This window comes from Algoriphagus halophilus (genome assembly GCF_041729275.1).
GTDB classification, from domain to species: Bacteria; Bacteroidota; Bacteroidia; order Cytophagales; family Cyclobacteriaceae; genus Algoriphagus; species Algoriphagus halophilus_A.
In genome coordinates, this window is record NZ_CP146486.1 from 2,471,499 (window position 1) to 2,485,159 (window position 13,661).

At 36.5% G+C, this 13,661-nt stretch carries 13 protein-coding genes; all 13 read left to right on the forward strand.

All coding sequences use genetic code 11. The features are described 5' to 3' along the window. The first annotated feature begins 42 nt into the window (after positions 1-42). On the forward strand, positions 43-402 hold the full coding sequence (locus V8V91_RS13280; protein ID WP_373400513.1) for a hypothetical protein: 360 nt from the start codon (positions 43-45) through the stop codon (positions 400-402). A gap of 94 nt (positions 403-496) precedes the next feature. Next, positions 497-3,466: a protein translocase subunit SecDF gene (gene secDF / locus V8V91_RS13285; protein ID WP_373400515.1), complete on the forward strand. Its 2,970-nt coding sequence runs from the start codon at positions 497-499 to the stop codon at positions 3,464-3,466. 170 nt (positions 3,467-3,636) lie between these two features. Next, positions 3,637-4,386, forward strand: coding sequence for a histidine kinase (locus V8V91_RS13290; protein WP_373400516.1), 750 nt, complete (start codon positions 3,637-3,639; stop codon positions 4,384-4,386). Positions 4,387-4,562: 176 nt separating this feature from the next. Beyond that, positions 4,563-4,949, forward strand: coding sequence for a molecular chaperone DnaK (locus V8V91_RS13295; protein ID WP_373400517.1), 387 nt, complete (start codon positions 4,563-4,565; stop codon positions 4,947-4,949). A 649-nt stretch (positions 4,950-5,598) separates the two neighbouring features. Continuing rightward, the gene (locus tag V8V91_RS13300) at positions 5,599-6,399 is read left to right on the forward strand and encodes a histidine kinase (RefSeq protein WP_373400519.1); all 801 of its coding nucleotides are present in this window, start codon (positions 5,599-5,601) and stop codon (positions 6,397-6,399) included. A gap of 858 nt (positions 6,400-7,257) precedes the next feature. Next, a complete protein-coding gene (locus V8V91_RS13305; RefSeq protein ID WP_373400520.1) occupies positions 7,258-8,037 on the forward strand; it encodes a histidine kinase in 780 nt (259 codons plus the stop codon). 409 nt (positions 8,038-8,446) lie between these two features. Continuing rightward, entirely contained in the window at positions 8,447-8,887 is a 441-nt protein-coding gene (locus V8V91_RS13310; RefSeq protein ID WP_373400521.1) for a hypothetical protein, read from the forward strand. Further along, positions 8,874-9,629 (forward strand): sensor histidine kinase, encoded by a 756-nt coding sequence (locus tag V8V91_RS13315; protein ID WP_373400522.1) that lies wholly within the window; start codon positions 8,874-8,876, stop codon positions 9,627-9,629. The genes V8V91_RS13310 and V8V91_RS13315 overlap by 14 nt, the downstream gene beginning before the upstream one ends. Before the next feature lie 65 nt (positions 9,630-9,694). Further along, the gene (locus tag V8V91_RS13320) at positions 9,695-10,321 is read left to right on the forward strand and encodes a response regulator transcription factor (RefSeq protein ID WP_074225531.1); all 627 of its coding nucleotides are present in this window, start codon (positions 9,695-9,697) and stop codon (positions 10,319-10,321) included. A gap of 3 nt (positions 10,322-10,324) precedes the next feature. Continuing rightward, positions 10,325-11,371: an oxidoreductase gene (locus V8V91_RS13325; protein ID WP_373400523.1), complete on the forward strand. Its 1,047-nt coding sequence runs from the start codon at positions 10,325-10,327 to the stop codon at positions 11,369-11,371. Positions 11,372-11,512: 141 nt separating this feature from the next. Beyond that, positions 11,513-11,683, forward strand: a complete 171-nt coding sequence (locus tag V8V91_RS13330) for a hypothetical protein (RefSeq protein ID WP_373400524.1) — start codon at positions 11,513-11,515, stop codon at positions 11,681-11,683. An 11-nt stretch (positions 11,684-11,694) separates the two neighbouring features. Beyond that, positions 11,695-11,955 (forward strand): hypothetical protein, encoded by a 261-nt coding sequence (locus V8V91_RS13335; protein WP_373400525.1) that lies wholly within the window; start codon positions 11,695-11,697, stop codon positions 11,953-11,955. A gap of 139 nt (positions 11,956-12,094) precedes the next feature. Continuing rightward, positions 12,095-13,561 carry a glycine--tRNA ligase gene (locus V8V91_RS13340; RefSeq protein ID WP_373400526.1) on the forward strand — a complete coding sequence of 489 codons (1,467 nt, stop codon included), beginning with the start codon at positions 12,095-12,097 and terminating at the stop codon, positions 13,559-13,561. Positions 13,562-13,661 lie beyond the last annotated feature (100 nt).

Genomic DNA, 13,661 nt, shown 5'->3' on the forward strand with positions numbered 1-13,661 from the left:
CGAATTCGTGTGATTTTCAAATAATACCTATATTTGCGCCGCATGAAAGGTAATAATCCAAATAGCAAGATTTTTCAACAGCGCATCACGATGATGCTGGCTTTGCTATTGTGTTTATTTATCTCGAGCGTAGAATACCTTCCTGAGACGACCCAAGCTATTTACGAAGAACAGCAACAGGAGAATCCATCAGATCAGGATCAACACCAAACTTTTTTAAATGTTGCAGTTGATGCAGTAGTACCATTTGTGGTACATGTTTCTCACACTGTAATGTACCTTATTTACCAAATAGAGCAAGAAAATACTCCTGGTTATCATGTTGAAACCAATGTATTCTCGCATCCCAATCAACTGGTAGAAATTCTCTTTGAGCGGATTATCTCTACCAAAGGACCCTGAATCTTCTTCTGAGTTCCCTATTACCCCTGCTTCCTATCGAATAGGAAAGCAATTCATCTGTATTTACAATTCAATTAATTAATATCTAATCCTTATGCAAAATAAAGGTGTCATTGTGTTTTTGACAGCGATTATTACAGCACTTTGTCTGTATTATCTGTCATTCACATTTGTATCAAATGGCGTACAGCAAAAAGCAGAAGCTTATGCTACCGACGCATCCGGCAATGTTGATTTTGCCTTAAGAAGAGCTTATCTCGATTCAGTTTGGAGAGAGCCAGTTTATAATTTCCTAGGTGCTGACTATACGTATCAGGAAGTAAAAGAAACCGAACTTGGATTAGGCCTAGACCTTCAGGGCGGTATGCATGTTACCTTGGCGGTTTCTCCAGTTGAGATCGTGAAAGGAATTGCTGGAAATCCAAAAGATGTGGCTTTCAACAAATCAGTAGATGATGCCAAGGAAATGGCAAAAACCTCTGATGACAAATTTGTAGACTTGTTTTATGCTGAATGGCAAAAAAATAGCCCAGACAAAAACCTGAGCTCCATTTTCGCAACTGCTGCCAACAGAGGAAAAATCTCTTTGGAAACTTCAGATTCTGAAATTCTGGATATCATCGATACTGAAATCGAAAATGCAATTGAACGTTCTTTCAACATCCTAAGAACTCGTATTGACAGATTCGGTACTTCTCAGCCAAATATTCAAAGAATTCAGGGTTCTGGAAGAATCCAGATTGAACTTCCTGGTGTAGACAACCAAGAGCGTGTAAGAAACTTACTACAAGGAGTTGCTAAACTTCAATTCTGGGAAGTTGCAGAAGTAAACGAATTTGGCTCTTCTTTAGAAGCAATCAACACTGCTTATGTTGCAGATCAAAAATCTACTTCTTCTACAGTAGAAACTGAAGAAGAATCTACTGAGCCACTTTCTGAAGAAGACTCTTTGAGAAAGGCTTTGGAAGAGCAATTGAGTCAAATTGACCCAATGAATCCAGACGCGGGTACCTCTCCTATTTTCAGCTTGTTGAAAGCAAACTACGGTTTGGTATATGATGTAAAAGATACTGTTACCATCAACAGAATCCTGAAAAGAGATGAGTACAAAGCAATGCTTCCAAGGGACATCAAGTTGCTTTGGGGTGTGAAGCCTCAAGTGTTGGAAGATGGTACAGAAGCATTGGAACTTTACGGAATCAAAATTCCAAAAGGATCTGATCAAGCTCCTTTGGAAGGTGATGTGGTTACAGACGCAAGACAAGTATTGGATCAAACTTCCAGACCTGCTGTATCCATGCAAATGAATGCTGAAGGTGCTAGAAAGTGGAGAAAATTAACTGCTGAGAATATCGGTAAAAGAATCGCTGTAGTATTGGATGACTATGTGTACACTGCGCCCGTAGTAAATGGTGAAATCCCAACGGGCCAATCTGAGATTTCTGGTAACTTCACATTATTAGAAGCACAGGATTTAGCTAACATCCTTAAGTCAGGTTCTCTTCCTGCACCTACACAAATTGTTGAAGAAAGCATTATCGGTCCAACTTTGGGTAAAGAAGCCTTGAATCAAGGTTTGATCTCCATGGTGGCTGGTTTGGCGATCGTAGTACTATTTATGGTTGCTTATTATGCTAAAGGTGGTTTGATCGCTATCTCTGCATTGGTTTTCAACATCTTCTTCATTTTAGGAATCCTAGCACAGCTTCAAACATCATTGACCTTGCCAGGTATTGCCGGTATCGTGTTGACGATCGGTATGTCCATTGATGCCAACGTACTGATATTTGAACGTATCAAGAAAGAACTCCGAAATGGGGTTGGTCTGATTGCTGCGATTAATGCTGGTTATAACAAGGCATTCTCAGCGATTCTTGACTCCAACGTGACTACGTTCTTAACTGGTGCAATCCTGTATGCTTTAGGACAGGGTCCGGTAAAAGGCTTTGCGATCGTATTGATGATCGGTATTGCTTGTTCCTTCTTCTCTGCAGTATTCATCACCAGAGTGATTGTTTCTTGGATGAGCAAAAAAGGTGATAAGAGCAACATCAGTTTTGCCACTCCATTTGCTAAGAATGCACTAAGCACCTTGAGTATCGACTTCCTTGGAAAGAGAAAAGTAGCTTATTTGATTTCTACTGGTATCATCATCGTAGGTCTTGTAATTGCTGGAATCAATGGTTTGAAATTCGGTGTGGATTTCACAGGTGGTAGATCTTACATCGTAGCATTTGCAGAACCAGTAGCAGCTTCTGATTTGAAAACTGGTCTGGATCGTGAGTTTGATGGCTCTGTAGAAGTAAAAACTTATGGTGCTACCAACGTATTGAAAGTAACTACTTCTTACCTGATCAATGAAGATGATGATGCTTCCAATGCAGAAGTAGAATCGAAAGTGAAGGAGGGAATCGCTACTGTAACTGGACTTCAATTTACAGAAGATGCGGAAGACCTTAGCACTGAAGAATTTGCGATTACAGGTTCCTCTAAAGTAGGAGCAACAGTGGCAGATGACATCAAAGCATCTTCTGCTGAAGCAATGGTCGTAGCATTGATTGCCATCTTCTTGTACATCTTATTGAGATTCCGTAAGTGGCAATTCTCCTTGGCATCTATCATTGCCTTGATCCACGATACTTTGTTTGTAATTGCTGCCTTTGCAATTGCGAGTGCTTTGGGTGCAACTTTCGAAATCGACCAGGTATTTATTGCGGCGGTCCTTACCGTAATCGGTTACTCTATCAATGATACCGTAATCGTATTTGACCGTATCAGGGAAAATATTGAAAATAGAGGTACACACAGATTGGTGAAAGTATTTAACGATGCGATCAACCAAACTCTAGGTAGAACTTTGATTACTTCATTTACTACTTTAATCGTGGTTCTTGTATTATTGATCTTCGGTGGAGAAGTATTGAGAGGGTTCTCATTCGCACTTCTTGTAGGTATCTTGGTGGGTACTTATTCATCTGTATTTATCGCTACTCCTATCGTAGTGGATTTGATGAAAAGAGAAATCGATCAAGAAGAACCAAAAGAATCCAAGAAATTGGCTTAATAGAATTTAGAATTCGAGTATCTAAAAGAGCGGGTGTTTCCCGCTCTTTTTTTGCTCAAAACAAATATTTATTTTAAGGCATGAAAAGTCCAATTTAGGATAGTATGAAAAAATAAAAAGCTAGAACATATCAATAGACATACTTGTATTCTTGACCTTATTGGACGTATATGGGAAATCGATTAGCGGAGATTTTGATCAATTGGTATTTAGTAACCCTCTATCTTTGTTTGATCACTGGAATCTATTTTTTCCTCCAATTACCAAAAGCTCAACAAAACAGCAAAAAATTCTGGTTCCCTTTCATTATCCTTGTTTTTGTAGTCTTCTATGAGTCTATGGGTTTTTTCACCCGTTATCATATACCATTAAATAGATATGTTAATGAACTTTTGGGAAATACAGAATTCCCTCGATACAATCTATGGGTATTTAATGTCGCCAATACAATTATCGCCACAGTCCTATATCTGTTCTTAATTAAATCTTGGCTTCCTCCTACCCAAAAGAGAATTTTAACATGGATGATCTATGGTTTTATTGTAACTAGTTTAGTGTTCCAATTTTCAAGTATTGAACCCCTTTATTTGGATCAACCCATGCTATTTGCCATTGCGGCCAATCTGATATTAATAGCTTGTGGTATTTATTTTTTACAAATGATTTCGGACCCTTCATTCCTCCGTGCAAACCCCCTGAGATTACTTTCGTTCTGGAAGGTTACTATTTTATTGTTTACGTATTCTTTGACCTATATCTTTTCTGTCTCAATAATATATGTGTATAACATAAATCCAGAATTGTCAGAGTTCTTAGTGTTGCTGAATAGGTTAATGGGAATCTTAAATCAAAGTGTCTTAATCCTGATTATTGCATCTCCAAGACTAACACATCTATTTGATCAAGAACCTTATTCGTAACCTTGGAAGACCCAAAAAGAATAAAAAGTTTTGATTCATCTTTATAAAGCATATTTTAAATAGTCAATGGATTCAATTCCATATTGTTATCATTGCCTATAAGGAAAAAAATAGTATATTTTGAATCTTATTCTTATTACGAAATTGATTTATCACTTAACGAAAAACATTTTTCTATGAAAATTTCAAAAGCGGACTTTGAGTCCATGAAGGCAAAGTATGACAAAGAAGTAAAGAAAGGAAAACCCGCCAAAGACAAAAAAGGCAAGGACAAGACCAACCAAACTGATTGGATATTTTTTGATAGAGAAACTTTAGAAAAATTATTAGCAAAAGCAGATCAAAATCCAAAAGTAGGAGGTATTCAATTTTATTTTACCGAATACACGGAGGAAACAGCAAAAAAATTCTATCCGAATGAGGCTGATGAATATACCGGTCAAATGACACTGGTGATGAGAGCAGCAAATCTCAATGAAAATCAAATCACCTCGATTGAGGTAGAAGAAGGTGGAGAAGAGTATCAAAACAGAGGTACTCAATGCCCTTATGTTTGCGAGTAAATTTTACATCTTAAACAAAAACCATTAGGAATTTCTTACAAAAACATACTGACTAACAAACCAGAAAAGCCAAAATTATTTTGGCTTTTCTTTTATCTCAACTATGAAAGAATTGCTCCAATCATCTATTCAAATTAAATATTAATTTATCATAATACCTACTTCATAGTTGTTGCCTCTACTAGGCAAAATATGCTATCTTTTGCGACTCATTATGGAAATGAATTTTATTGTTTTAAAAAACTAATTTTTCAATGAAAATCTCAAATAAAGACTTCAAGTCCATGAAGGACAAGTATGACAAAGAAGTAAAAAAGGAAAACCTGCCAAAGACAAAAACGGCAAAGATAAAACGGATCAAACGAATTGGATTTTTTTGACAGAGAGACATTAGAAGGCCTTCTTGCCAAAGCTGACCAGGATCCCAAAAAGGTGGAATTCAGTTTTACATAACTGAATATACCGAAGAGGTAGCTACAAAATATTATCCAAATGATGTAGACAAAGTAACAGGAGCGCTAGCTCTAGTGATGAGACCTGCTAATTTGGATGAGGGGCAACTTTCTTTGACTGCTGGAGAGGATGACTATGCAAACCATGGCACAATCTGCCCTCCATTCTGTGATCCAGAGCCTACTGATGCTTAAACATGGACAGTAGGTTTGTTGAAGCATTTGTAAACTGGTATTTAATATTAATTGATATTTTACTAGTACTTGGGATCATTTATTTCTTAAAACTTCCCAAAGAAAAGAGAGCCAATAGTTTTTATTGGCTCCCTTTTTTGATTTTGTCATTTACCGTATTTTATGAGAATCTCGGAGCTTATACTTTATATGACTTTGAGTTTAGAAAAGCTGCAAATGCTTTCTTAGGAAATACTGAAAATCCAAGATTTAACATCTGGATTTTTAACATTGGAAATAAACACATTTCAACAATCCTTTACCTTTTTTTAATTAAATCCTGGCTAGAGCCTTCCAAAAAAATATATCAATTGGATGATGATTACTTTTTTATAGTAGTTCAAGTATTACAGCTTTCTGGTATTGAACCAGTTTATTTAAATCAACCACTCATTTTTACTTTTGGAGCTAATTTAATTTTATTAGGAAGTGGGTTCTACTTTATTGGTCTGATGACTAATGAACAATACTTATCGGTCAATCCACTTCGATTATTATCTTTTTGGCAGATGACCTTTATTTTATTTACCTATTCATTGACTTATATTTCATCAGCTTCACTGATGTACCTCTATACTAATTACCCTCAATTATTAGCTTCTCTTTTAAAAATTGATTGGGTCATGGGGGTATTAAATTTAGCGATTTTGGTCTTAACTGTAGCTTCACCAAGGTATCCATATCTTTTTGAAAGAGAACCCTACTTCGAGTTTAAGCAATCTAACAACCCGGAAAAAGTACCAGATTTATCCCCTCAAATTTGATGATTAATCTAGGTAGAAATCACGATTGTAAGGCTTTGGCTAAAGACCAAAAATAACAAGTGATGGACGAAAGATTGATTGAAGCCTTTTTTACTGCCTACCCGCAATACACCATTCCACCTGACCTGCTTCTCTTGATTGGAATATTTGTTTATTTAAAATTACCAAAGGATAAAAAACGGAATATTCACTTTTAACTTCCTTTTGTGATCCTATGCTTTACGGTTTTTTATGGAAATCTTGGCAGTTACAAGAATTACAATTTTGAGTTCAAAAAATCAGTCAATGCACTTTTAGGGAACACGGAATTCCCAAAGTATAATCTATGGTTATATAATATTACCAATAAGCAGATATCGACCATTTTATACCTTTTTTAATTAAAAACTGGCTGGAACCTACCAAAAAAAATACATCAATTGGATGGTGATGATTTTTGTGATCGTCTCTCTAGTTTTACAAATCACTGGGATTGAACCTCTTTACTTGAATCAACCTATCATTTTTTCCATGGGTGCCAATATGATCTTACTTGGAAGCGGGCTTTATTTTGTAGCCTTGAATTCCAACCCCTTAAAACTTCTTTCCTTTTGGCAAATAACTTTTCTCCTATTTACCTACTCACTGACCTACATTAATTCGATGACTGTTATTTATCTTTATGAAATAAACCCCCAACTTTGAATTGGCCATATAGATCGGGTGTTGGGTATTTAAATAAAGTGATTTTGGTGTTGATTATCGCTTCTCCTCTACTAAAAAAGGTCTTTGTGAAAGAACCTATTTTTAAAGCCGCTTAAGGGCTTTACTAATTTTGTCACACTTAATTTTTAAAAAAAGTTAACCAAATCATTTTTAATGGACAGTAAACTGATTGAAGCCTTATTTACAGCATATCCATTAGATACCATTCCAATGGATGTATTGATGGTTATTGGCTTGGTTTGTTTTCTTAAATTACCTAAGGAAAAAAGAGGAAACATTCATTTTTACCTTCCTTTTATCATCTTGAGTTTTACCTTTTTATATGAAAATTTCGGAAGCTACACTAACTACAATTATGAATTTAAAAAGTCTGTCAATGAATATTTAGGAAACTACAAATACCCAAGGTTTAATCTTTGGTTATTCAATGTGGCCAAAAGACAAATCGGCACTATCCTTTATTTATTATTAATCAAGTCATGGCTGGAGCCTTCCAAAAAGAAATACATCAATTGGATGATCATCCTGTTTATAGTCGTTTCCATGACTTTACAATTATCAGGAATTGAACCACTTTACCTAAACCAACCTATCATTTTTGCAATGGGTGCCAACTTTATTTTAATTGGAAGTGCTTTGTATTTCACTGGCATGATTACCCACCCTCAATATTTGGACAAGAATCCATTACGATTGATTTCTTTTTGGCAAATGACCTTTGTCATGTTTACATTTACCTTAACTTACGTCAGTTCAGTGGCCTTGTTATACCTCTATGAGGTGAACCCTGTATTAGGTGAGGCTATCCAAAAAATAGATATCATTATGAAGATCATCAATCTTGGAATTCTTACCTTGACTATTGCCTCTCCTTTTCTTCCAAGGGTTTTTGAGGAAGAACCATTCTATATATCTCACGAAACTTCAGCTTAACTTTGCTATTTTTCCTTTCTTATGTAAAATTAGCTTTTTGCCAGTTTTAAAACTTAAAATGAATTTGAGCAGAGAGTCTATTTTTTTCTATTATGGATAGAAGCATTATTGAGCAATTTGGGAGTTGGTATCTAATTATAATTGATAGCTTTTTAATAATTGGAAGCCTAATATTCTTCCGTCTACCTAAATCACGTAAAACCAAAATTTTCTATTGGCTCCCCTATGTCATCTTAGCTTTCACTGTTTTTTATGAAAACTTAGGAGCTTACACTAATTATAATTTAGACTTTAAAAAATCTGTAAATGCTTTATTGGGAAATACTGAAAATCCCAATTATAATCTTTGGGTATTTAATATTTGTTTTCAGCAAATCACCACGATTCTTTACTTACTATTAATTAGGAATTGGCTAGAGCCCACCAAGAAAAAATCATCACCTGGATGCTCTTGGTTTTTATCATCACCGCTTTTGTTTTACAGATTATTGGAATAGAACCCCTGTATTTAGATCAACCCATCATTTCTGCCATGGGTGCCAATATGATATTAATAGGAAGCGGTTTATATTTTATGGGATTAATTACGAACCAGTACTATTTAGAAACCGAACCACTCCGATTAATTTCTTTTTGGCAAATGACCTTTTTGCTTTTTACTTACTCATTGACATATATTAGCTCTGTTGCTTACCTATATCTTTATGAATTCAACCCAGACTTAGGTCAAAGTATTTCTCAAATTGATATGTATATGGGTATCATCAACATTGGCATATTGATCTTAATTATCGCATCCCCTTTATTACCAAATGTTTTTTTAAGAGAACCATTATATGAACCCAACTGAAGATCAAATTTACGTCATCATTTTTAGCACTCTTTTTCTAGGAGGTCTGATGTCCACTTTCGTAGTTGCCATGGTCTTTATTCATAGACAAAGACAGGCACAAAACAAACAAAAGCTTGATCAGATCAAGTCTGAACATGAAAAAACCTTGCTTAACATAGAGAATGAAATTCAGCAGGACACTCTTACCCATGTAGGTAGAGAACTACACGACAATATTGGCCAGTTACTTTCCTTGGCTAAACTTTATTTAGGTTCTTCCAAGCCAGAAAAACAACAAGAAGGGAAGGAAACCATCAATCAAGTAATCTCTGAAGTAAGGGCCTTGTCCAAAAATTTAAACTTGGACTGGGTGGATTCTCTGACAATTGAAGAATTTATAGAACAACAATTACAAAAAATAGAATCCACAGGTTTTTGCAAAACTTCCTTTCAACATTCCATAGAACTTGGTGAATTACCTAAAGATCAAAAATTGGTATTGATTCGGGTAATCCAGGAAGTATTAAACAATGCGATGAAGCATGCCTCTCCCGAGGAAATCAAGGTAAAGATTTGGAAAGATGGTGAAACACGAACCATCCAAATAAAAGACAATGGTAAAGGATTCGATACTTCTATAGAGTCTTCTGGAAGTGGCATGTATAATTTAAAAAAGAGAATGGAAACCATTGGAGGAGATTTTTCTATTACCTCCAGTATAGGAAATGGAACACTTATCCATTTATTGTTGCCTAATTAATATCCATGAAGTAATTTGTACTAATCTTTTTGTACAAAGCTTACATTATACCCTGAATACCCCACATGATCAGAATTGCTTTAGCTGATGACCATAAACTATTCGCTAAAGGCTTAGAAGGACTTTTAGAGGAATATGACGATTTATTGATTACCGGTCTTTATCCTAATGGAAAAGAGTTGGTAGATGAAATCGCTACAGATCTTCCGGATGTGATCCTTACTGACCTGAATATGCCCGTACTAGATGGATTTGGAGTCCTAGAATATGCAAAAAAAAATCACCCTGAGATTAAAGTTGTTGTATTATCCATGTATGACGAAGAAAAAATCTATAAAAAGTGCATGCATGATGGGGCAGATGCCTTTGTATTAAAAGATGCCGACCCAGATGAATTGGTATACACCATCCATGAAGTGTTTGAAGGAAGACACTTACCAAATTTTCAAAGGGTGATCCAGCAAGCCAACCAAAGCTCATTTTTTGATGCTTTCCGAGAAAAATTCAAATTATCCAGAAGGGAAGTACAGATTATCAAATTAATCAAAGAAGGACGTCAGAATAAAGAAATTGCAGATGACCTCAGCTTGAGTGTGCAGACTATTGAAACTCATAGAAAAAACATACATAGCAAATTACAAGTCTCCTCTAGGATCGAACTAGTCAATAAGGTCCAGGATATGCACCTATAAATTATGAACACTCCTATCAAAACTGCTATCGTGGGCTATGGCTCAGTTGCGGAAAAAATGCACGCTCCTTTGATTACCGTATGCCCAGACTTAGAGCTAGTGGCAGTGGTAGAACGTAAATCCAATAAAAGCAAGGAGAAGTATCCGTCAGTTACTATTTACAGAAGTCTCGAGGAGTTACTGGAAAAAAGCGAGGTAGAATTAGTGGTCATCACTACCCCAAACACCTTCCATTTCCCGATGGCCAAACAATGTCTAGAAGCTGGAAAACATGTGGTGATAGACAAACCCGTCACTATTTATTCTCATGAGGCAGAGGAGCTATTGCAATTAGCAAATAAAACTGGAAAAGTTTGCTCAGTATTTCATAATAGAAGATTTGACGGAGATATCATGACCCTCCAAAAATTGATTCAAGAAGGGATACTAGGTGATTTGGTGTATTTGGAGTCTCACTTTGACCGGTTTAGACCAGAACTTTCAGGTAATTGGAGGGAAGAAGCAGGTCCAGGAAATGGAATTACTTATGATTTAGGTTCCCATTTGATCGATCAAGTGGTGATGATATTTGGTGCACCCGATAGTATTCAAGCAGATATCCAAAAACAAAGAAAAGGAGCGATGGCTGATGATCACTTCGACATCGTCATGCATTATGAGAACTTCAAAGCCAGAGTAACCGCCGGTGTTTTGGTCAATGCACCTACTCCTAAATACCTAATGTTGGGTCAGAACGGCTCTTATTTGAAGTTTGGTATGGACGTACAAGAACAAGCTTTTAAAGAAGGCATCAAGCCAGTTGGAAAGGATTGGGGTGTAGAACCTGAGGAAAATTGGGGAAAAATATTCCTCAATTCAGAAACTAAATCTTACCAAAGCGTCCCAGGCGATTATAGAATTTATTACGCTAATGTAGCTGATGCTATTTTGAAAGGAAATCCTCTTAAAGTCACCATTCCTCAGACAATCAGTGTTTTAAAAATGATAGAAGCCTCCTTTCTAAGCTCCAAAGAACAACGCACTATCTCTAAAGCTGAAGGAAAATGGTGATTTTTTAAGTTTGGCTTCTTCTTGGTGTATAAGGTTAAAAACTAAACCACCATGAAATCGAGCATTGCTAAGATTACACACTTTGTAAATAGTATTTAAATGCGAGATTCCATGTGACCAAAAGATCCAAACTAATATCACATGAATAAAATATTCTTATTAGCATTTGCCCTATTCGGCTTTATATCAATCTCCAAAGCTCAGGTTGCAGTTGGAGTTAACTTTCAAAGTTCAGATACATTTATCACCGTCGGAACAAATCCGACAAGGAGTTTTTCGGAGAAGCAAGACTTGGTATTGGTCATGATATAGGCCTAGAGCTGATGGGCGGATATAATTTTGTCAGAAAAAGTGAAGTGAATGCCTATGTCGGAGCTGGATTAGGCTTGTTAGGTCATCATCATAACCATAAGCATCACGACGACCACAATGAAATTTATTTAGCGATACCGGTTGGAGTCTTGATCAAGCCATTCAGCAATACTAGGAATTTAGGGTTCCTGGTGGAAGCCGCACCTGTCTTTGCCGACCATTCCCATAGTTATCTTAGAGGAGGAGTCGGTGTCAAATATACATTTAGATAAACTAACCAACTCAATTTAAGGCCATCTTACCCAAGTAATGATGGCCTTTTTCAATTTGTAACAAGAGAATACTAGTTTTTAGAGATTTAGAACTTTTTTAGGTTCATAGTTATCAATATGTTTCTTTATTTTTGCGCCCATGGCAAAAACAGCAACTCCGGCGGAAAACGCCCAATTAAAAGATATTATTTCCCATGCCAAAGAGTATGGTTTTGTTTACCCAAGCTCTGAGATTTATGATGGGCTTCAGGCAGTCTATGATTATGGTGCATATGGGGTAGAATTAAAGAATAACTTGAAAAGACTTTGGTGGGAAACTATGACCAGAGTCCAAGATAATATTGTGGGGATCGATGCAGCTATTTTTATGCATCCCACCACTTGGAAGGCTTCGGGTCACGTGGATTCATTCAATGATCCAATGATCGATAACAAGGACTCCAAAAAACGATATAGAGCGGATGTGTTGATCGAGGAGCATGCTGCTACGTTTGAAAAAGCGGGTGACATCGAAAAAGCCAATTCATTAACTGGAGCCTTGGCAAGAATGCTAGAAGCAGAAGACTTGGCCGGTGTAAGGGATTTGATCATCAATGAAGACATTAAATGTCCTATTTCCGGGACCTCCAACTGGACGGATGTACGTCAATTTAATTTGATGTTCTCTACTCAGGTAGGTTCTGTAGCAGAAGATGCCTCCACCATTTACCTACGCCCTGAAACTGCCCAAGGGATTTTTGTCAACTTCCTGAATGTGCAGAAAACAGCCAGAATGAAAGTTCCTTTTGGAATCGCCCAAATCGGTAAAGCTTTCAGAAATGAGATTGTTGCTCGCCAGTTCATCTTCAGAATGCGTGAATTCGAACAAATGGAAATGCAATTTTTCGTGCGACCTGGTACTGAATTGGAATGGTACAAGCAATGGGCGGAAATGAGAATGAAATGGCATTTGGCTCTTGGAACTCCTGAAGATAAGTTGAGAAAGCATGACCATGAAAAATTGGCCCACTATGCTAATGCTGCCATGGATATTGAATATGAATTCCCATTTGGATTTAAAGAGGTAGAAGGGATTCACTCCAGAACTGATTTTGATTTGAAATCCCATCAGGAATTTTCTAAAAAGAAACAGCAGTACTTTGATCCCGAAGTCAATCAAAATTACATTCCTTATGTAATTGAGACTTCAATCGGAGCAGATAGATTGTTCTTACTGACACTTTGCAACGCATACACCGAAGAAAAGACTGAAGAGAAAAGCAGAACCTATTTGAAATTGCATCCTGCTATTGCACCAGTAAAAGCAGCCATTCTTCCTATTACTAAAAAGGATGGCCTACCTGAAAAAGGAAAGGAAATTGTAGAATTATTGAAATATGATTTCAATATCATTTATGAAGATGCTGCTTCTATCGGAAAGCGCTATACAAGACAGGATTTAATCGGAACACCTTTCTGTATTGCAGTGGATCACCAGACCTTAGAAGACAATACAGTGACTATCCGTCATCGAGACACTACAGAACAAGAGCGAGTGCCAATAGCAGAACTTCATGGAAGAATCGCTGAAGCTACCAGCTTTAGAAGAGTATTTGAAAAGCTGTAATTTTAAACAAACCATGAAAAGGCTTGAGTTCTTACTCAAGCCTTTTTTATTGAAATTTTGTTTAATGGAATACCAAATCCCATTTTTCGATAAATTCTTT